Origin of the sequence: Actinomadura sp. WMMA1423 (assembly GCF_006547145.1) — a bacterium.
GTDB lineage: Bacteria > Actinomycetota > Actinomycetes > Streptosporangiales > Streptosporangiaceae > Spirillospora.
This window is the reverse complement of sequence record NZ_CP041244.1, coordinates 187,273-206,522: the sequence shown is the minus strand read 5'-3', so window position 1 is coordinate 206,522 and position 19,250 is coordinate 187,273. Positions and strand designations below refer to the sequence as shown.

The window sequence follows — 19,250 nt, the reverse complement described above, 5'->3', positions numbered from 1 at the left end:
GGTCCGGGCCGTCCGCCGCGCGGAGGCGCCTTGTCAGCGCTTCAGCGAGCGCAGCACCGCGCGGGACTCGGCGCGGCGGTCCCAGGCGACGGCGGCGAACACGACCGCGAAGGCCGCGGGCAGCAGCGCGAACGCCGGCTCCAGCACCAGCAGCTGGGTGAGGACGGCCCCGGCCATCAGCCCGATCAGCCCGGTCGCGGCGAGCCCGGCCAGCCGCGGGACAACCAGCCCCATTGCGCCGGCGGCCTCGACGGCCCCGGTCGCGTACCGGAACCACTGCCCCCAGCCGATCTCCTCGAAGGTCCGGACCGCGTCGGCCTGCCCGGCGAACTTCGGCAGCGCCGAGGCGATGAGCAGGAACGCGGCGAGCAGGATCTGCGCGCCCCACAGCGCGTTGCGCAGCGTGCGGCGGTCCCCGCCGGAGGCGTGGGAGGCGGGGCGGGCGGCGGTGACGCGGGCGGCGGTGACGCGCGTGGCGGTGTTCGCGGCGGTGTGGGTCTGGGCGCTCATGGCGGGGGTCCTTCCGTGCGGTGTCTCATCGGCCTTTCACTGACGCGTCGCACGGCCGGTCCACGAATCGACATTCCGCCGCGGCTTTCTCCGGAATCTTTTTCGCGGCTCTATCAGGGCAGATGAGAACCGGTGAACGCGGTCGCGGCGGCGGTCGCGGAGCGCACGAACGCCGCCAGGGCCCGGGACCGGGACGCCTCGGGCCAGGCGATCACGAGCGTGGTCGGGGCGGCGTCGCGGACCGGCACCGCCGCCAGATCGTCGCGCAGCAGCCCGCGCATCGACTCCGGCAGCACCGCGACCATCCGGCCGAGCGCGATGAGCTGCATCAGCTGCCCGCCGTCACCGACCACCGGCCCGTCGCCGGGGCCGGGGTCGTGCGGGCGGCGCGGCAGGACCTCGCCCTCCAGGTCGGCCATCGACACCTCGGCGCGGCCTGCCAGGCGGTGCCCCCTGGCCACGACGAGCACCTGCCGCTCCTCCATCAGCGGCTCGGTGGCCAGCCCCGCGGCGTCCTGGCGCGGCGTGTACAGCAGGGCGGCGTCGGCGCGGCCGTCGCGCAGCGCGTCCGCCGCCCCGTACCCGAACAGCATCTCCACCGGCAGCGCCTCCGGTTCGCGCTCGTAGGCGTCCAGGATCGCGGGCAGCAGGCCGCCGCCGTCCCCGCCGGGCTTCATCGCCAGGACGAGCCGGGGCCCGGCCGCGCCGGCGCGGCGCGTCCGGCGGACCGCCGCGGCGACGGCCTCCAGCGCGGCGCCGCCCTCGGCCAGCAGGGTCTCGCCCGCCGGGGTGAGCGTCACCCGCCGGCTCGTGCGCTCCAGCAGCCTCACGCCCAGGCGCCGCTCCAGCCGGCCGATCGCCCGCGACAGCGGCGGCTGGGCGATCCCGAGCCGCTCGGCCGCCCGGCCGAAGTGCAGTTCCCGCGCCACCGCCAGGAAGTAGGTCAGCTCCCGCGTCTCCACCACATCCATACCCTCAGGGTATTGATCGCGGCGGGATCGGTGTTGGCCCCCGCGCCGCCGCCGGTGGTGGGCTTCGAGCCATGAGCACCACGACTGAGCACACCAAGACCGCCCTGGTGACCGGGGCCAACAAGGGCATCGGACACGCCGTCGCCGAAGGGCTCGCCGCACGCGGCATGACCGTCCTCATCGGGTCCCGCGACCCCGATCCCGGTGAGAAGGCGGCCGCGTCGCTGCGGGAGGCGGGGCACGACGCCCGCGCCGTCGCCCTCGACGTCACCGACCCCGCCGCCGTCGAGGCGGCGGCCCGCGCGATCGCCGCCTCCCCCGGGCGCCTGGACGTGCTGGTCAACAACGCCGGCATCTCCGGCGGCGCGCTGCACCTCCCCGACGAGGCGGACATGGACGTCGTGCGCCGCGTGTTCGACACCAACCTGTTCGGCGTGATCCGGGTGACCAACGCGATGCTGCCGCTGCTGCGCCGGGCTCCGGCGGCGCGGATCGTGAACGTCTCCAGCGGGACGGCCTCGATGGCCGCCATGACCGATCCGGGCCACTACTTCTGGGAAGTGCCGAGCTCGGCGGCCTACCCGGCGTCCAAGGCGGCGCTGAACATGCTGACGATCCAGTACGCCAAGCGGCTGCGGGACACCGGGATCCTGGTCAACGCCGCAGCGCCCGGCGCGTGCGCGACCGACTTCACCGCGGAGTTCACCCGCGCCACCGGCCGGACGACCACGCGCACCGCCGCGCAGGGCGCCGCCATCGCGATCCGGCTCGCCACGCTGGAGGGCGACGGGCCGACCGGCGGGTTCTTCGACGACGACGGGCCCGTGCCCTGGTGAAGCCCGCAGCGGGATCGCGGCGGGTTCAGGCGCCGCGCGGGTAGCGGGCGCGCATGGCGTCGATGCACAGGTCCCGCGACACCGGGCCGGCGAACCGGAGCCGGTCGTAGGCGGTGAACGGCGGCTCCAGCGCGTCGAGCTCGTCGATCAGCGCGTGCAGCCGGCGGGTCCAGGCAGGCGTCCCCGCGTCCGGCTCGCCCGGCGCCGCCTCGATCGCGGTGACCAGGGCGTCCTTGTACTGGATCGTCCGGGGCGTCACCGAGCGCAGGCACACGTACTGGCCCGACAGGTAGGCGGCCCACTCCTGCCCGGCGGCGGTCTCGTCGTCCCAGTGCGCGCGGAACCACTCCTCCAGCGCGTCGAGGCCGCCCGCCTGGTCGGCGAGGCCGAACAGGTCCGGTGGCACCATCTCGGCGCCGTCGGAGCGCAGGTAGCCGGGCAGCGGCAGCCGGCCCTCCAGCATCAGCCGCCGCGCCTCGCCGGCGTCGCGGCCTTCGGCGCGGCACAGGCCCTCCAGGTCGGTGAACCACGCGGTGACGTAGGCGTCGTCGGCCGCGGTCATCGGGTGGTCGCCGTTGACCTCCCGGAACCGCGAGGCCAGCCGCTCCTTCAGATCGGGGTCGCTCATGCGCGGACGCTAACGCGGTATCGCTTCGCCGCCCGCCGAATCATGGCCGCGCGGGCCCTCACCAGGGGGAGAGCACGAGCGCCTGGACGGCCAGCGCGGTCGCCGCCTGCGCCGCCAGCCACCCCCGCGTCCCCGCCCCGGAAGGGGAGCGGTCCACGGCGGCGGCGAGCACCGCCCAGGCGGCGAACGGCACCCAGATCCGCTCGACCTCGCCGCGGGTGACACCGGAAAGGTCCAGGACCAGCACGCCGAGCAGCGCCGCGCCCGCCAGCACCGCCACCGCCGCCGCGGGCGGGGCCTCCCGCCGCCGCGCGCCCCGCCCGAGCGGGTCCCGCCAGAGCGCGCGCCGCCGCAGCAGGGCCGCCGTGCGCGGCAGCGCGTGCGCCACCGCCGGACCGGTCAGCAGCCCCAGCACCGCAAGGTCGCCGAACAGGAAGTAGGCGTAGGAGCGCTGCGCCGACCCGCGGCTGACCAGGTAGGTGTCCAGGGTGGCGCGGACGCCGTCGGGCCACCAGAACCCCAGCAGCGTGAACGCGGCCGGGGCGACCGCCAGCCCGGCGGCGGCGGCCGCGAGCACCAGCGGCCGCGGGCGGCGCAGCAGCACGACCGCGAGCGGCACCGCGAACAGCGGCAGCAGCCCGTAACTCAGATACGGCAGGCACCCGAGCAGCAGCCCGCCCGCCACCGCCGGGACGAGCGCCCGCCTGCCCGCCCCCCGCGCGGCGAGCGCGAGCAGGGCCGTCCCCCACGCCCCGACCGCGAGGAAGAACGCGTCCATCGCCGTGGCGACCCACACCGCCAGGGGCGCCAGGACGAGGAACGGCACCGCGGCCCGCGCGGCCCGCTCCCCCGCCACGCACCGCACCGTGACCGCGATCGCGGCCACCGAGGACGTCCCGGCCGCGATGACGAGCGCCGCCGCCCATCCGGTGCCGCCGAGCCCGGCCTTCTCCAGCGCCCACAGGACCAGCATCGGCAGCGGCGGATGCCCCCGCACGTGCGTGGTGTAGCCGCCGAGCCGCTCGGTGAAGGTCCGCAGCCACTCCAGCGGGTCGGGGCGCACCTGCGCCAGGCCCGCCGGGTACTCGGTCGGCGCGTCCAGCGGCGCGGCGAGCGCGCCCCACCCGTCGGAGGCGGCCAGCGCCACCGTCCACGCGGCGGCGGACGCCCACGCGACCGGCGGCAGCGCCCGCCACGGCAGCCGGGCCGCCAGCACGGGCAGGCCGGCCACGGCCAGGGCCGCCAGGGCCGGTGCCGGCAGCAGTCCCCAGCCCGGCGGCCACCCCCGCGCCCGCGCGTGCAGCGGGGGCAGCCGGTCCTCGGTGGACAGGCCCGCGCGGCGCAGGTACCAGCCCACGGCGAACGCCGCCGCGATCCCGGCCGCCCAGACGGCGACGGCGACCCACGCGGACCGGCCGCGCCTGCGCGGCTCGGCGGCCTCCACCCGGCCGTGCGCCTCGGTGAGCGTCATCGTCCCGTCTCCTTCCGCGGCGGCCGCGGCGCGCGCGTCGCTCCCCCGTGCCTCCGGCGCCCGGCGGCGCGGCGCGCGGTGAGCGCGCGGGCCGCGACGGCGAGGGCCGCCGCGGCGGCGATGAAGCCCAGCACGATCGCCAGGTTGCGGCCGTAGGGCAGCGGCAGGCGGGACGGCTCGTCGGCGCGGCGCCCGTAGGCCAGCACGACGGGGATCGCGACCGCGGTCACGCAGCCGCCGACGACGAGCGCGGCGCGCACGACGCGCCGCTGCCCCGCGGGCACGAGGCCGGTGAGCGCGCCCGCGGCCAGCACCGCCGGGACCAGGACGGCGTCGTGCAGGACCGCCGCCCCCGCGAACCACTTCGCCCACTCGGCGAACGGGACCTCCTCCACGATCCCGTTCAGCCCGAAGGCGATGAGCGCCAGGCCCCCCGTGTACGCGGTCGCCTTCCACACGGCCGCCTTCCGCCCGGTCCGCGCGTTCACGAGACCACCAGCCGGTGGACCCACTTGGTCTGCATGACGCCGGGGCGGTTCGGGGCGATGAGGCGGCAGGGGTGGCCGTGGTCGAGGGCGAGGGGGGCGCCGTTCATGCCGAGGGCCAGCAGCGTCAGCGGGTCCCGCCAGTGCGGCGGGTCGACCTGCGAGGTGCGGTAGCGGCCCCACCGTTCCAGCGACTCCACGCGCACCCGCGCGTCGTCGGCGACGCCCGCCAGGCGCAGCACGTCCCGCAGCCGCACGCCGCGCCAGGACGCCTCGACGCTCCAGCCCTCGACGCAGGAGATCGGCAGCCGCGCGGTGTGCTGCGGCAGCGCCTTCAGGTCGGCCAGGGACAGGGTGACCTCCCGCGCGACGCGGCCGGTGACGGTGAGCCGCCAGCCGGGATCGAGGGCCTGGGCGGTGACGCCGGTCGCGGCGGCCGACTTGTTGACCGGGACGTCCTGCGGCCCGGTGCCGGGGCGGCGGGGCGCCAGCACCGCCAGCGGCGCCAGCGGCGTGACGGCCTCCCCCACCGTGGTCAGCGCGACGACCCCGCTCGCGCCGGCGACCGTCAGCAGGAAGCCGCGGCGCCCGACCGCGTCCTGCGGACGGGTCATCACGGTGCGGCGCGCCTTGGCCCACTGGTCGGCGACGTGGACGACCAGCGCCCCGACCAGGATGTAGGCCGTCCAGTAGTGGGCGCTGGTGAAGTAGAACCGGAACGCGTACCAGTAGGCGACGTTCAGCACCCCGGTGACGAACTGGAACAGCGCCGCGCCGACCAGGACGAACACCAGCAGCCGCTGCGCGCCGTGGACCAGCGAGCGCACCGGCGGCCACTGCCACAGCCGCGGGTACACCGTCCAGAGCTTGGCCAGCAGGAGCGGGACGGTCGCCAGGCCGCCGATGACGTGCACGCCCTGGGTGACCCGGTACAGGTTCACCGGCCGCGACGGCCACTGCATCCACCCGGCCGGCTGCTGCATGAAGTGGCTGACCAGCCCGGTCCCGAAGGAGACCAGGACGCTGGCGCCGAGGGCGATGCCGAGCCAGGAGGCGATCCGCTCGTCGTGCAGGCGGCTGGTGAACCGCCCCGGGACCGCGCGCAGCACGCCGGCCGGGCCGGCCGGCCCGCGCCGCGCCGGCTCGCGTTCGTCGGTCGCGGGGCTCATGAGAGCGCGTCCCCGGAGCGCAGCGCGACGAACCATCGGTCCGCCTCCTCCCAGAACTCGGCCACGGTCGCGGCGCAGCCGGCGGCCAGCCCGGTGACGGCGTCGGCGGACACGTGCGCCCAGGTGAACCATTCGCCGACCGACCGGTCCGAGCGCAGCCGCAGCGGCTCCACCCGGGACGCCGAGCCGGGCGGCCCGACCTCCATCAGCACCTGCCCGCCGGGCGCCAGCAGCGCCAGGACGCGGCGCAGCAGCGCGGCGGGGTCGCCGCCGATGCCGATGTTGCCGTCGGCGAGCAGCACGGTGCGCCAGCGCCCGGTGCCGGGGACGCGGCCGAACACGTCCCGGCACAGGGCCGGGCCGCCCGCCGCGACCGTCAGCGCGACCGCGTAGGGGGCGAGGTCGATGCCGAGGACGGGCAGGCCGCGACGGGCGAGCGCGACCGTCAGCCGTCCCGGCCCGGAGCCGACGTCCAGGGTGGCGCCCCGGCAGCGGTCCAGGAGCCCGCCGTCGCCGGGGCGCACGGCCAGCCAGTCGCGCACGGGCAGCGGGCGGCGGCGCCCGTCGGCGTGCTCGATCTCCACCGGGGCGCGGCCCTGCAGCGCCTCCTCGTACAGTTCGCCGATCATGCCGGGACGGTCCGGTGGCCGAGGGCGCGCACGGCGGCGGCGAAGCGGGTCCCCGGCGCGGCCGCGGCGACGGCCGCGGCGTCGGCGGGGGTGTCGACGTCGGTGAGCTCGGGCAGCGCCGCGGTCCGCAGCCCGGCGGCGCGCAGCCTGGCGAGCTGGACCGCGCCGGTGTCGGGGCGCGACATCGGGACGCCGCGCAGCAGCGCCGCGCGGGGGCGCCGCAGCCCGAGCAGCCAGAACCCGCCGTCGCGGGCGGGCCCGAACACCGCGTCGCCGCGGCCGAGGCCGCGGCGGGCGCGGTCGAGCAGCGCGGGGGTGACCTGCGGGGTGTCCATGCCGATCAGCACCAGCGGGCGGCCGGCGTAGGCGTCGTCGAAGGCGTGGGCGAGGCGCTCGTCCAGGCCGCCGCCGCGCTGGGTGAGGACGGTGAAACCGTCCGGCAGCCACGGCCCGGGGTCGCCGGCGAGCGCGAGGATGCGGCGGGCCGCCGGCACGGCGGCGACGGCGGCGAGGGTGTCGCGCAGGGACGCCTCGGCGAGCGCGGCGGCCTCGGCGGGGGTGTAGGCGGGGGTCAGGCGGGTCTTGACCCGGCCGGGGACGGGCTCCTTGGCGATGACGACGACATCGGCCGCTCCGGAGTCGGGCGCGCCGCTCATCGGGCGACCTCCGCGAGGACGCGGCGCATGTCGCGGACGGCGCGGACCGTTCCGCCGAGCGTCCCGGTCACCTTGGAGGCGCCGGTGCGGGGGCGGTAGGCGACGTCGATCTCGTCGATGCGCCACCCGGCGCGGGCGGCCGACAGCACCATCTCCAGCGGGTAGCCGAACCTGCGGTCCCGCAGGCCGAGGTCGAGCAGGGCCTCGCGGCGGGCGGCGCGCATGGGGCCGAGGTCGTGCAGCCGGGTCCCGGCGCGCCGGTTCAGCGAGCGGGCCAGCACGGCGTTGCCGAGGCGGGCGTGCGGCGGCCACGCGCCCCGCCCGGTCGGGCGCCGCCGCCCGAGCACCAGGCCGCGATGCCCGGCGGCCTCCAGGTCGCCGAGCCGCGCGGTGAGGCGGGGCAGTTCGGCGGGGTCGAGGGAGGCGTCGGCGTCCATGACGCACACGACCTCGGTCTCGGCGGCGCGCAGCCCGGCGTGGCAGGCGGCGCCGAAGCCGCGCTGCGCCGCCGGGACGACGCGGGCGCCGTGGGCCGCGGCCACGCGCGCGGACCCGTCGGTGGAGGCGTTGTCGACCACCAGGGCCCGGAACCCCTCGGGCATCCGGGTCAGGACCCAGGGCAACGCCTCGGCCTCGTTGAGGCACGGAAGAACGACATCGATCACAGCTCGGACGCTACTTTCGGTGACGGGGGAACGACCCTTACGAACTGGTGACGGGCGGCCGGGCGAACTCGGCCATGCCCTCGGCGAACGTCACCGCCGCGCAGAAGCCCAGCTCGCGCTGGGCGCGGTCGGGCCGGGCGACGATGTGGCGGACGTCCCCCAGCCGGTAGCCGCCGGTGACGCGGGGCCGCGGCCCGCCGAACGCGCCCGACAGCGCGGCCGCCATGTCGCCGATGGTGCGGGGCTCGCCGCTGGCGATGTTGTAGGCGCGCAGCCCGCCGGGCTCGGGGGGCCCGGCGGCGGCCCGCTCCAGCGCCAGCACGTTGGCGCGGGCGACGTCGCGGACGTGGACGAAGTCGCGGCGCTGCGCGCCGTCCTCGAACACCAGCGGCTCCAGCCCGTCCATGAGCCGCGACCGGAAGATCGCGGCGACGCCCGCGTAGGGGGTGTCGCGCGGCATCCGCGGCCCGTAGACGTTGTGGTAGCGCAGCGCGGCGACGGACCCGCCGGTCGAGCGCGCCCAGGACGCCGCGAGGTGCTCCTGGGCGAGTTTGGTGTCGGCGTAGACGTTGCGGGGGCCGGGCGGGGTCTCCTCGCCGACGGCGCCGGGAGCCAGCGGGTGCCCGCACGCCGGGCACGGCGGCTCGAACCGCCCGGCGCGCAGGGCCTCCTCGGGGCGGGGTCCGGGGCGCACGAGGCCGTGGGCGGCGCAGGTGTAGGCGCCCTCCCCGTAGACGACCATCGAGGAGGCCAGCACCAGGGCGCCGACGCCGGCGCGGGCCATCTCGGCCAGCAGCACGGCGGTGCCCTGCACGTTGACGGAGGTGTAGTCGGGCAGGTCGGACACGTCCACACCGAGGCCGACCTTGGCGGCCTGGTGGCAGACGGCGTCGACGCCCTCCAGCCGCCGCGCGACCGCCGCGGCGTCGCGGACGTCGGCGGCGGGGCCGCCGAGCCCGTCGGGGCGCAGGTCCAGGCCGCGCACATGGTGGCCCGCGGCGGTCAGGGCCTCGGCGATGTGCGAGCCGATGAATCCGGCCGACCCGGTGAGCAGTACGTTCATGCGCACGAACGTAGGGCGCGGGGCGCGGCCGGGACCGCCTGGAAGGGCCGGTCAAGGCACCTTGTTCGAACCTTGTAAGAACTTCACCCGGCGGCGCGGACGAGCGGGGCGAGCAGCCCGACGGCCTTGTCGACGTCGGCCTCGGTGGTGCTGAGGTGGAAGGCGCAGCGCAGCCGCCCGGCGCGGACGGTGGCGATCACCCCGGCCCGGCGCAGCAGGTCGGCGGTGCCGTCCGGGACGGGCACCGACACGATGGCCGAGTCGCCCGGCGGGAGGCCGAGCCCGGCGGCGAACCGGCGCGCCAGCGCGACGTCGTGGTCGTGGACGGCGGGGATCCCGACCTGTTCCAGCAGTTCCAGCGCCGGGGCGTGCCCGGCCCAGCACTGCCACGCCGGGGACAGGTCCAGGCGGCGGGCGTCGTCGGCCAGCCGCAGCGGCAGCCCGTAGATGGAGTCCCAGATGTCGGCGCCGGCGTACCAGCCGGCGCCGATGGCGGGCAGGGCGTCCAGGGCCTCGCGGGTGCCGGCCAGGAAGCAGGTCCCGCGCGGGCCGAGCAGCCACTTGTAGCCGCCGGCGACCAGCCAGTCGACGCGGTCGGCGGGCAGCGGGAGCCAGCCGGCGGCCTGGGTGGCGTCCAGCAGGACGCGTGCGCCGTGCGCGCGGGCGGCGTCGAGGAGGCCGTCCATGGGGGCGATGCGGCCGTCGGCGGACTGCACCGCCGACACCGCGACCAGGCCGGTGCCCGCGCGGACCTCCTCGGCGAGGCGCTCCAGCGGGACGGACCGCACGCCCAGGTCCGGGCGGGCGGCGAACGGGAACAGCAGCGAGGTGAAGTCGCCGTCGGCGACGAGCACCTCGGCGCCGGCGGGCAGCGACGCCGCGACCAGCCCGGTGAAGTAGGAGACCTGCGGGCCGCACGCGACCCGCTCGGCGGGGACGCCGAGGAGCCGCGCGAACGCCTCCCGGGACCTGGTCACCGCCTCGTCGAGCGCGCCGGGGGCCAGCACCCCGGCGGCCCGGTCGCGCTCGGTCGCCAGCATCGCCTCGTGCGCGGCGCGCGGCGGCAGACCGTAGGTGGCGGTGTTGAGGAAGGCGACGCCGGCGCCGAACTCGCGCTGCGCGTCCCGCAGGGAAAGGCTCATGCCCCGATCGTGGGGCACCGCCGGGCCATAGCACAAAGTACGGTTTTCTTGGCGGCCCATCAGTTCCGTTGATACCTTGCGGGGATGCTGGACCTGCACCGGGGCCGGATCCTGCGCGAGGTGGCCCGGCTCGGCTCGATGACCGCCGCCGCCCGGTCCCTCTCCTACACCCAGCCCGCGGTGTCGCACCACATCGCGCGGCTGGAGGCCGAGGTCGGCACCCCGCTGGTGGTCCGGCACGGCCGCGGCGTGCGGCTGACCGAGGCGGGCCGGATCCTGGTGGAGCACGTCGAGGACGTCCTGGCCCGCATGGACGACGCCGAGGAGCAGATCGCCGCGGTCGCGGGGCTGCGCGCCGGGCGGGTGCGGGTGGCGGTGTTCCCGACGGCGGCGGGCGGGCTGCTGCCCGACGCCCTGGCCCGGCTGCGCGCCCGCGCGCCGGGGGTGTCGGTCACGCTGGTCGACGCCGAGCCGCCCGAGGCGATGGCGCTGCTGCGCGCCGGGGACACCGACATCGCGGTGGTGTTCCGGCACGCGTCCGCGCCGCCGGACACCGACTCGCGGTTCCGGGAGGTCGTGCTGCGCGACGACCCGCTGCGGCTGCTGGTCCCGGCCGCGCATCCGGTGGCGTCGGCGGAGCGGCCGCGCCTGGAGGACCTGGCCGGGGAGACGTGGGCGTCGGGCTGCGCGCGGTGCCGCGACCACCTGCGGTGGGCGTGCCGCAGGGCCGGGTTCACTCCCGACATCGCGTTCGCCACCGAGGACCACGTCGCGATCCAGCGGCTGGTCGCGCGGGGCCTGGCGGTGACGACGCTGCCCGCGCTGGCGCTCGGCCTGCACACCGAGCCGGGCGTCGCGGTACCCGACGTGCGCGGCGTCGGCGGCCGCCGCATCAGCGCGGTCGTCCCGGCGGGCCCGCGGCCCCCGGCGGTCGCGGCGCTGCTGGACGAGCTGGCGGCCTCCCCCGCCGAGGCGGCCCCGAGCTGAACGGCTCGACCCGCCGGGCGGCCGGGGCGCTAGGACAGGTGGCGGTGCAGGTCGGTGAGGCGTCCTGCGGCGGCCAGCACGGCCTCGGCCAGGACGGGCAGCCGCTCGTCGCCGAACCGCACCGAGGGGCCCTGCAGCGCGACGGCCGCGAACACGCGCCCGCCGCCGTCGCGGACCGGCGCGGCCACGGCTCGGACGCCGGCGAGGCGCTCCTCGTCGTTGAGGGAGTAGCCGCGCTCGCGGACGCCCCGCAGGTCGGCCTCCAGCGCGGCGCGGGTGGTGAGGGTCGCCGGGGTGTGGCGGGCGAACGGCTCGTCCATCGCGATCGGGTCGTCGTCGAAGGCCAGCAGCGCCTTGCCCATCGCGCACGTGTGGATGGGGTTGCGGTCGCCGGGCGGCTGGTCGTAGCGCAGCGGATGCACCGAGGGCAGGTGCAGCAGCACCGCGACCTCGTCGCCCGCCCGCACGCCGAGGCTCACCGCCTCGCCCGTCCCGTCGCGCAGCGCGGTCAGCTCGGGCTGCAGCAGGGTCGCGCCCATCCGCTCCAGCGCCAGGCGGCCGAGGATGGCGGTGGTGGGGCCGAGGAAGTACCGCTCGGTCGCGGGGTCCTGCGCGAGCATCCCGGTGTCGTGCAGGGCGCGCACGATGCGGTGCGCGGTGCTGACCGACAGGCCGAGGTGGTGCGCGACCTCGGTGGGGGTCTGCCGGGCGGCGTCCTCGAAGGAGCGCAGCACCGCCACGCAGCGGTCCACCGTCTGCGTGCCCGGCTTCGGCCGGTGGGTCCCTTCCGCGCGGTCGTCCGTCACGTGTCCCATCCTCCCATCGGGTCCGGCCCGCGACTCGCCGGGGCGTGCCATAGTTGGGCCCGTGGCACCCGACATCCCGGTACGCGCGCCCCGTCCCGGCAAGGCCCGCGCGGCCGTCGCGGCGGCGCGGGGCCCCTCCCTCTCCCTGACGGTCCGGCACGGGATCGGGTTCACGCTGAACCCGTGCGCGAGCCTGCTGCGCCTGCACGCGGCGGCGGGCCCGGTCGCCGTCGTCGGCACGCGCCGGATGCCGTTCGTGCACCTGTTCGGCCCCGACGCCAACGCGTTCGTGTTCGCCAACTCGGGCCTGTTCCGCTGGCGTGAGGCGTTCGACCTGCTGGTGCCGGTGAACGGCGAGACCGCGCTGATCGTCAGCGACGGCGCCGACCACCGGCGGCGGCGACGGCTCGTCCAGCCGGCGTTCCACCACCGGCGCGTCGGCGGGTACGTGGAGCGGATGGCGGCCAATACCGACGCGGCGCTGGAGACCTGGCGCCCCGGGCAGACCCTGGACGCCTACGCCGAGCTGCGCGGGGTCATCCGCCGCTCCACCGTCGAGGTGCTGTTCGGGGACCGGCTCGCCGCCGACAGCGAGGTGATCGGGCGGCGGCTGCAGGACGCGCTCGCCGCCGTGGACCGCAACTTCGTGCTGCAGATGGTGCTGCGGTCGGTGCCCAACCCCTACATGCGGCGCGTCGCGGCGTCCCGCGCGCTGGTCGCCCGGCGGGTGGACGAGGAGATAGAGCGGCGGCTGCGCGAGGGCGGCGAGTACGACGACGTGCTGGGGATGCTGCTGGCCTCGCGCGACGAGGACGGCGCGGGCCTGACCCGCCAGGAGCTCCAGGACCAGGTCATCAGCCTCATCTCGGCCGGCTACGACACCACCAGCGCCGCGATGGCGTGGGCGGTGTACGCGCTGCTGGCCCACCCGGAGGCCGAGGAGCGGGCGCGGCGGGAGGTGGCCGAGGTGGTCGGCGACCGGCCGGTCGAGGCCGCCGACCTGCCCGCGCTGGAGTACCTGGACGGGGTGGTGAACGAGACGCTGCGGCTCTTCCCGCCCGCCGTGCTCAGCGCCCGCGTCCCGGTCGAGGACTTCTCCTACGGCGGGCACCGGGTCCCGGCGGGCGCGATGGTGTTCTACTCGCCGTTCGTCACCCACCGGATGCCGGAGGTGTGGCCGCAGGCGGGCCGGTTCCGGCCCGAGCGGTGGGACCGGTCGTCGGCGCTGTACCGGCCGACCACGCCCGCGACGTACCTGCCGTTCGGCGGAGGCCCGCACCGGTGCATCGGCTCGACATTGGCGACGGTGGAGATCAAGACGATGCTGGCGTGCCTGCTGCGCCGCACCCGGCTGTCCCTGGTCTCCACCGCCGCCACGCCGACGAGCGTGACCGCGATGCGCCCGCGCGGCGGCCTGCCGGTGCGGGTCCTCGCCTAGCGCGCCGGCCGCCGAGGGGCGTCGGGCGCGCCGGTTTGCGGCAGGTCGTCCTCATGCGGCGGCCGGTCAGGGCGGTGCGCCGCGACTCGGCCGACCGCCGGGCGGAGGGTCAGTTCTGGCGGACGCAGACGCAGAACGGGTGGCCTGCGGGGTCGGTGAGGACGCGCCAGTGGTCGCCGCCGGGCTGGAAGTCGGGCTTGCCGCCGCCGAGGCCGGTGACCGTCTCCTCGGCCTTGTCGAGGTCGTCGACGTAGAAGTCGAGGTGGAACTGCTGGGGCCGGTCCCCTTCGGGCCAGGTCGGGGGCCGGTGACCGGCGACGCCCTGGAAGTAGACGTCCATGCCGCCCGGCAGCTTGACGGCGGATGCCTCGGGGGTGTCGTAGGTGACCTCGCCTCCGGTCACCGCCGCGTAGAACGCGGCGAGCGCCGGCGGTTCTGGGCAGTCGATGCTGACGGCGGCGAATTCCGCGATACCGGGCATATTTCGGCTCCTTCGTGGTCGGTACGCCCTCAGGTTTCCAGAGGAAGCTGACACCTTCTGTCAGGTAGGGCGGGCCGTCTCGGCGCCGCCCTCGAACCGCCCCCGGAGGGGCCTGCGGGCGGCGTCAGCGGGCGGCGCGGGCGAGGCGTTCCGCCATGGCCGCGACGCGGCCGCGCAGCTCGGCGGGCTCGCGGATCTCGAAGGCGATGTCGAGGTAGGCGATGCGCAGCGCCGTCCATTCCAGGGAGTCGGCGGCGGTGCGCAGCACGCAGGTGCTCTCGTCGACCGGCTCGACCTCCGCGCCGGTCACGCGGAAACGGTCCGCCAGCTCCCGCGCGGAGGCGTGCACGAGCAGCACCGCCCGCGTCGCGGGCTGCGTCCCGGCCAGGAAGCGGGTGACGAACTCGGCGGTGCCGGCGGCGGGCAGCTCGCGCGGCGGGCACCGGACGCCGGTCGGCAGCGGGCCGGACACACGGTCGACGCGGAAGATCCGCCAGTCGTCGCGGCCGGTGTCGAACGCGACGAGGTACCAGCGCCGTCCCGCCGACACCAGGCCGTGCGGCTCGGCCAGGCGCCGGGTCTCCCGCTCGGCGCCGTCGCGGTAGGTGAAGCGGACGCGCTCGTGGTCGCGGCACGCGGCGGCCAGCACCGTCAGGGTCTCGGGGTCGGCGACCGGCCCGGCGGGCGGGTCGCCCAGAGTCGTGGTGGCGGCGTGCAGTGCCGTGACGCGGCGCCGCAGCCGCGCGGGCAGGACCTGTTCGAGCTTGGCCAGGGCGCGCACCGACGCCTCGGCGATGCCCTCGACCGCACCCCCGGTGGCGGTGCGGAGCCCGACGGCGATCGCGACGGCCTCCTCGTCGTCCAGCAGCAGCGGGGGCATCGCGGCGCCGGCCTCCAGCACGTAGCCGCCGGCCGCGCCGAGCGAGGCGTGCACCGGGTAGCCGAGGCCGCGAAGCCGCTCGATGTCGCGGCGGACGGTCCGCGCGCTGACGCCCAGGCGGTCGCACAGCTCGGGCCCGCTCCATTCCCGGCGGGTTTGCAGCAGCGACAGCAGCCGCAGCAGACGTTCGGACGACATGCCCCCAGTATGCGGACAATGAGGCCAGTTTCTGGCCTCATTGGTGCCTAGCGTGGCGGCCATGAACGGGGACCACATCGTCATCACCGGTGCCAGGAACAACAATCTCAAGGACGTCTCGCTGCGCATCCCGAAGGACCGGCTCGTGGTGTTCACCGGGGTCTCGGGATCGGGCAAGTCGTCGGTGGTGTTCGGAACGGTCGCGGCGGAGTCGCAGCGGCAGCTGAACGAGACGCTCAGCTGGTTCGCGCGCGACCGGATGCCCCGCCGCGAGCGGCCCGACGCCGACGTCATCGACCATCTCACGCCCGCGGTCGTGGTCGACCAGCGGCCGATCGGCGGCAACGCCCGCTCCACGGTGGGCACCATCACCGACATCTCCCCGGTCCTGCGGGTCCTGTTCTCCCGGCACGGGACGCCCGGCGCCGGGGAGGCCGCCGCGTACTCCTTCAACGACCCGCGCGGCATGTGCCCCGAGTGCGACGGCCTCGGCCACGTGGCGCGGGTCGACCTGGACCGCTTCCTGGACGCCGACCGGTCGCTGAACGAGGGCGCGGTCGACTTCCCGCCGTTCGGCGTCGGGACGTTCGTGTGGCAGCTGTACGCCGAGTCGGGCCTGTTCGACCCGGACAAGCCGCTGCGGGACTTCACCCCGCGGGAGTGGGACCTGCTGCTGCACGGCAAGGGATTCCGGGTGCCGCGCCTGAACCGGACCGGGTCCATGGGCCACAACGCCTACGAGGGCATGCTCGAGCGCTTCCACCGCCTCTACATCAAGCGGGACTTCGCGTCCCTGCCGCCCAAGGTGCGCGACGCGGCGCGGCGCGTCGTGCGCGAGGACACCTGCCCGGCCTGCGGCGGGGCGCGGCTGAACCCGGCGGCGCTGGCCTCGCGCGTCGGCGGCCGCTCGATCGCCGACCTGTCCCGCATGGAGATCGGCGATCTGGTCGCCGCGCTCGGCGAGATCGGCGACCCGGTCGCCGCGCGGGTCGCCGGGGAGGCGGTGACGCGGCTGCGGCGGCTGGAGGACATCGGCCTGTCCTACCTCACCCTGGACCGCCCGACCCGCACGCTGTCGGGCGGGGAGGCGCAGCGGCTCAAGGTCGTCCGGCACCTGGGATCCAGCCTGACCGGGATGACCTACATCTTCGACGAGCCCAGCGCGGGCCTGCACCCCCGCGACGTCGACCGGCTGAACGCGCTGCTGCTGCGGCTGCGCGACAAGGGCAACACCGTGCTGGTGGTCGAGCACGACCCGGCGGTGATCGGCGTCGCCGACCACGTGGTCGACATGGGGCCCGGCGCGGGCGTGCGCGGCGGCGAGATCGTGTTCACCGGGACGGTCGCGGGGCTGCGCGCCGCCGCGACGCCGACCGGCCGGGCCCTGCGCCGCGCGGCGCCGGTCAAGGCCGCGTTCCGGGAGCCGGCCGGATGGCTCGAGGTGACCGGCGCCCGCGCCAACAACCTCAAGGACCTGGCGGTGCGGTTCCCCACGGGCGTGCTCACGGCGGTGACCGGTGTCGCCGGGTCGGGCAAGAGCACCCTGGTCATGGAGGAGTTCGCCGCCCGGCACCCCGAGGCGGTGGTGGTGGACCAGTCGGCCATCGCGGCGTCGCGCCGCTCCAGCCCCGCGACCTTCCTCGGCGCGATGGGCCCGCTGCGCAAGCTGTTCGCGCGGGTGAGCGGCGCCCCCGCGGCCCTGTTCAGCCACAACTCCAAGGGCGCGTGCCCGGAGTGCGACGGCAACGGCGTCATCGTCACCGACCTGGCGTTCATGGACCCGGTCACCACCACGTGCGAGGCGTGCGGGGGCGGCCGGTACCGCCCGGAGGTCCTCGCCCACACCCTGCGGGGACGGACGATCGTGGACGTCCTGGCGATGACCGCCGAGGAGGCCCTGCCCTTCTTCGCCGAGCCCGCCGCCTCGCCCCGCGGCGACGGCGGCGGCGACCCGGCCGAACGCGCGATCGCCGAGCGGCTGCGCGCACTCAACGACGTCGGGCTCGGCTACATGACGCTCGGGCGGCCGCTGGGCTCGCTGTCGGGCGGCGAGCGCCAGCGCATCAAGCTGGCGACCCGGCTGCACCGCGCCGGCACCGTCTACGTCCTGGACGAGCCGACGACGGGCCTGCACCTGTCCGACGTCGGGGCGCTGCTGGCGCTGCTGGACCGGCTGGTGGACGGCGGCGGGACCGTCATCGTCGTCGAGCACGACCAGCAGGTGGTCAAGCACGCGGACTGGGTGGTCGACCTCGGGCCCGGCGGCGGCCGGCACGGCGGCGAGGTCGTGTTCGCCGGCACCCCAGCCGAGCTGCTGGAGGCACCGTCGGTCACGGCGGAGTTCCTGCGCCGCGGCCTGCCCGGGCGGGCCGCGGCGCCGGGCTGATCGGCGGCGCTAGTCGCCGGGGGCCAGGCGGGCGGGGAACCCGCCGGTCGCGATCGGCCCCCACCTCTCGATGGTGACGCGGATGAGGGACTTGTCCTGGCGCCGCATCGCCTCCCGGTACTCGTCCCAGTCGGGGTGCTCCCCCGCGATGCAGCGGTAGTAGTCGACGAGGGCGTCCGCCGCCTCGGGCATGTCGATGACCTCGGCGGTGCCGTCCACCTGGACGTAGGGGCCGTTGAAGTCGTCGGACAGCACGCACACCGACACGCGCGGGTCGCGGCGGGCGTTGCGGGCCTTGACCCGTTCGGGGTAGGTGGAGATGACGATGCGGCCCTGCTCGTCGACCCCGCACGTCACGGGCGACATCTGGGGCCGCCCGTCGGAGCGGGCGGTGGACAGCAGCGCGTGGTGGCGGGGGCGCAGGAACTCCAGTAGTTCGGAACGGTCGACGCGGTTCGCGGTGGCGATCGAAGGAGCCATGCCCGCCACTCTAGGAACCGGTCGCCGATGGGTGCGCCGCCGCCGCGCCGTCCACCCCTGCGGTCAGCCGCTCAGCAGGGCGAACAGGCCGGCGCAGGTGAGGGCGATCATGACGGCCGCGATGGGGAGCTGTCCGCGCGCGGCCCGGCCGGGGCCGCGCAGGGCGAGGTCGTGCGCAGCGATGGTTCCGGCGATGTGGCCGAGGACGATCGCGTTGACCTGCACCTGCGCGACGAGGGTCGGTCCGGCGAGGCCGTAGTCGACGCGGTTGCCGGTGGAGCCGAGCAGGTTCAGTCCCGTCCCGAAGGGGTCGCTGGCGAGGATGGCGGTGGTCTGGCCTTCCAGGACGAAGAACGAGAAGTAGTGGGCGACGGTGTAACCGAGGGCGATCGGCAGCAGGGTCGCGGCGAACCGCGCGGGCCCCGCCCGGGTGGCCGGGTCCTGGCCGGTCAGCCGCGCGCTGAGCCGCAGCGCCGCTACGTACAGGGCCGCGACGGCGCCGACGGCGCAGGCCAGGCCCAGGGTTCCGGCGGGGACGCTGGAGGGGTCGACGTTGTCGCGCCAGTAGGTGGTGCGGGTGACGCCGTCGAACCCGGTCGAGCCGATCAGCACGCAGGCGGTGGCGGTGAGGCCGGGTTCGGGGTCGCCCTTCATGATGCCGGTCAGCGGGGTGCGCAGGACGAGGGCGCCGTCGCCGCGCCGTCCGATCGGGCACAGCCGGGCCAGGAGGCTGGAGTAGGCCTCGAACCCGTCCCCGCGGGTGAACCAGTCGCGGCCGAACCACCAGGCCAGGGCGAGGTTGCAGGCGGCGTAGGCGAGGACGAGGGCGCCGACCAGGCGCGGGTCGGAGCGGTGCGGTGCGACCAGTTCCAGCCAGACGAACCCGGTGAGCCAGGCCGCGGCGGGCCAGTAGCCGACCCGTTCGGGCAGGGCGCGGCGCCCTGAGGGCGGGGTGCGGGTGGCGCGGCAGAGCGCGGCGTGCAGGGTCCGCAGGGGGTTGACGCGCCGCCACACGGGCCCGAGTAGGACGCTGGCGGGGACGAGGCCCACCCAGAACGTCACGTACAGCGCCCAGGGCGCGAGGTTGCGGGTGTCGGAGGGCGGCCCGGCGAACGCGACGGCGACGACGAGGGCTGTCGCGGCCAGGGCGAGGGCGCGTCCGGCGGCGGTGAGGGCGGGCGCGTCGAGCAGGCGGGCGAGTGCGGGCGGCAGCGGGCGGCCGGCGCCGGGGTGGAGGCGGGGCCGTTTCCACGCGGCGGTGAGGGCGAGGAAGGACGCCGCGACGGCCAGGCCCCCGCCGGCGATGGCGGCGACGGCGTCCAGGGGCAGGTCGGTGCGGCCGCCGAGCCCGTGGGCGAGCACGTGCACG

General features: G+C 76.6%; 20 protein-coding genes. 4 read left to right on the top strand and 16 right to left on the bottom strand.

Annotation, left to right across the window (positions count from 1 at the left end; all coding sequences use genetic code 11):
• Positions 1–33: 33 nt before the first annotated feature.
• Both FKD65_RS01000 and FKD65_RS00995 read right to left on the bottom strand, forming a co-directional pair.
• Positions 34–510, bottom strand: coding sequence for a DoxX family protein (locus tag FKD65_RS01000; RefSeq protein ID WP_141575316.1), 477 nt, complete (start codon positions 508–510; stop codon positions 34–36).
• Positions 511–623: 113 nt separating this feature from the next.
• The gene (locus FKD65_RS00995) at positions 624–1,481 is read right to left on the bottom strand and encodes a LysR family transcriptional regulator (RefSeq protein WP_205718500.1); all 858 of its coding nucleotides are present in this window, start codon (positions 1,479–1,481) and stop codon (positions 624–626) included.
• Positions 1,482–1,552: 71 nt separating this feature from the next.
• Here FKD65_RS00995 and FKD65_RS00990 point away from each other — a divergent pair, with 71 nt between their 5' ends.
• Entirely contained in the window at positions 1,553–2,317 is a 765-nt protein-coding gene (locus FKD65_RS00990; protein WP_141575313.1) for an SDR family NAD(P)-dependent oxidoreductase, read from the top strand.
• A gap of 25 nt (positions 2,318–2,342) precedes the next feature.
• Here the strand turns inward: FKD65_RS00990 and FKD65_RS00985 are convergent, their stop codons facing one another.
• The 9 genes from FKD65_RS00985 to FKD65_RS00945 form a co-directional block, all read right to left on the bottom strand.
• Positions 2,343–2,945: a DUF6058 family natural product biosynthesis protein gene (locus FKD65_RS00985; protein WP_141575311.1), complete on the bottom strand. Its 603-nt coding sequence runs from the start codon at positions 2,943–2,945 to the stop codon at positions 2,343–2,345.
• Between the two features lie 58 nt (positions 2,946–3,003).
• Positions 3,004–4,416, bottom strand: coding sequence for a hypothetical protein (locus FKD65_RS00980; protein ID WP_141575309.1), 1,413 nt, complete (start codon positions 4,414–4,416; stop codon positions 3,004–3,006).
• Positions 4,413–4,904 (bottom strand): hypothetical protein, encoded by a 492-nt coding sequence (locus FKD65_RS00975; RefSeq protein ID WP_141575307.1) that lies wholly within the window; start codon positions 4,902–4,904, stop codon positions 4,413–4,415. The genes FKD65_RS00980 and FKD65_RS00975 overlap by 4 nt, the downstream gene beginning before the upstream one ends.
• The gene (locus FKD65_RS00970) at positions 4,901–6,070 is read right to left on the bottom strand and encodes a molybdopterin-dependent oxidoreductase (protein ID WP_141575305.1); all 1,170 of its coding nucleotides are present in this window, start codon (positions 6,068–6,070) and stop codon (positions 4,901–4,903) included. The genes FKD65_RS00975 and FKD65_RS00970 overlap by 4 nt, the downstream gene beginning before the upstream one ends.
• The gene (locus FKD65_RS00965) at positions 6,067–6,699 is read right to left on the bottom strand and encodes a methyltransferase domain-containing protein (RefSeq protein WP_205718499.1); all 633 of its coding nucleotides are present in this window, start codon (positions 6,697–6,699) and stop codon (positions 6,067–6,069) included. The genes FKD65_RS00970 and FKD65_RS00965 overlap by 4 nt, the downstream gene beginning before the upstream one ends.
• Positions 6,696–7,355, bottom strand: a complete 660-nt coding sequence (locus tag FKD65_RS00960) for a TIGR04282 family arsenosugar biosynthesis glycosyltransferase (RefSeq protein WP_141575303.1) — start codon at positions 7,353–7,355, stop codon at positions 6,696–6,698. Before FKD65_RS00960 ends, FKD65_RS00965 begins: the two co-directional genes overlap by 4 nt.
• Positions 7,352–8,020, bottom strand: a complete 669-nt coding sequence (locus FKD65_RS00955; RefSeq protein ID WP_205718498.1) for a glycosyltransferase family 2 protein — start codon at positions 8,018–8,020, stop codon at positions 7,352–7,354. The genes FKD65_RS00960 and FKD65_RS00955 overlap by 4 nt, the downstream gene beginning before the upstream one ends.
• A gap of 37 nt (positions 8,021–8,057) precedes the next feature.
• Complete coding sequence (locus FKD65_RS00950; RefSeq protein ID WP_141575300.1) at positions 8,058–9,083, bottom strand: NAD(P)-dependent oxidoreductase; 1,026 nt, start codon at positions 9,081–9,083, stop codon at positions 8,058–8,060.
• An 83-nt stretch (positions 9,084–9,166) separates the two neighbouring features.
• On the bottom strand, positions 9,167–10,225 hold the full coding sequence (locus FKD65_RS00945) for an aminotransferase class V-fold PLP-dependent enzyme (protein WP_141575298.1): 1,059 nt from the start codon (positions 10,223–10,225) through the stop codon (positions 9,167–9,169).
• An 84-nt stretch (positions 10,226–10,309) separates the two neighbouring features.
• Between FKD65_RS00945 and FKD65_RS00940 the strand changes: the two genes are divergently transcribed.
• On the top strand, positions 10,310–11,212 hold the full coding sequence (locus FKD65_RS00940; RefSeq protein ID WP_141575295.1) for a LysR family transcriptional regulator: 903 nt from the start codon (positions 10,310–10,312) through the stop codon (positions 11,210–11,212).
• A gap of 29 nt (positions 11,213–11,241) precedes the next feature.
• On the opposite strand, the gene FKD65_RS00935 is transcribed toward FKD65_RS00940, so the two are convergent.
• Positions 11,242–12,018, bottom strand: coding sequence for an IclR family transcriptional regulator (locus FKD65_RS00935; protein ID WP_240809919.1), 777 nt, complete (start codon positions 12,016–12,018; stop codon positions 11,242–11,244).
• A gap of 61 nt (positions 12,019–12,079) precedes the next feature.
• Here FKD65_RS00935 and FKD65_RS00930 point away from each other — a divergent pair, with 61 nt between their 5' ends.
• Entirely contained in the window at positions 12,080–13,456 is a 1,377-nt protein-coding gene (locus FKD65_RS00930; protein WP_240809918.1) for a cytochrome P450, read from the top strand.
• 109 nt (positions 13,457–13,565) lie between these two features.
• On the opposite strand, the gene FKD65_RS00925 is transcribed toward FKD65_RS00930, so the two are convergent.
• Both FKD65_RS00925 and FKD65_RS00920 read right to left on the bottom strand, forming a co-directional pair.
• Positions 13,566–13,937, bottom strand: coding sequence for a VOC family protein (locus FKD65_RS00925; protein WP_141575288.1), 372 nt, complete (start codon positions 13,935–13,937; stop codon positions 13,566–13,568).
• 124 nt (positions 13,938–14,061) lie between these two features.
• Positions 14,062–15,015 (bottom strand): YafY family protein, encoded by a 954-nt coding sequence (locus FKD65_RS00920; protein WP_141575285.1) that lies wholly within the window; start codon positions 15,013–15,015, stop codon positions 14,062–14,064.
• Positions 15,016–15,076: 61 nt separating this feature from the next.
• On the opposite strand from FKD65_RS00920, the gene FKD65_RS00915 reads away from it, so the two are divergent.
• Positions 15,077–17,401 carry an excinuclease ABC subunit UvrA gene (locus tag FKD65_RS00915; RefSeq protein ID WP_141575283.1) on the top strand — a complete coding sequence of 775 codons (2,325 nt, stop codon included), beginning with the start codon at positions 15,077–15,079 and terminating at the stop codon, positions 17,399–17,401.
• 9 nt (positions 17,402–17,410) lie between these two features.
• Here FKD65_RS00915 and FKD65_RS00910 read toward each other — a convergent pair whose 3' ends face one another.
• Positions 17,411–17,881 carry a PPOX class F420-dependent oxidoreductase gene (locus FKD65_RS00910; protein WP_141575280.1) on the bottom strand — a complete coding sequence of 157 codons (471 nt, stop codon included), beginning with the start codon at positions 17,879–17,881 and terminating at the stop codon, positions 17,411–17,413.
• Between the two features lie 63 nt (positions 17,882–17,944).
• Positions 17,945–19,249: a hypothetical protein gene (locus FKD65_RS00905; RefSeq protein WP_141575278.1), complete on the bottom strand. Its 1,305-nt coding sequence runs from the start codon at positions 19,247–19,249 to the stop codon at positions 17,945–17,947.
• Position 19,250: the final 1 nt, after the last annotated feature.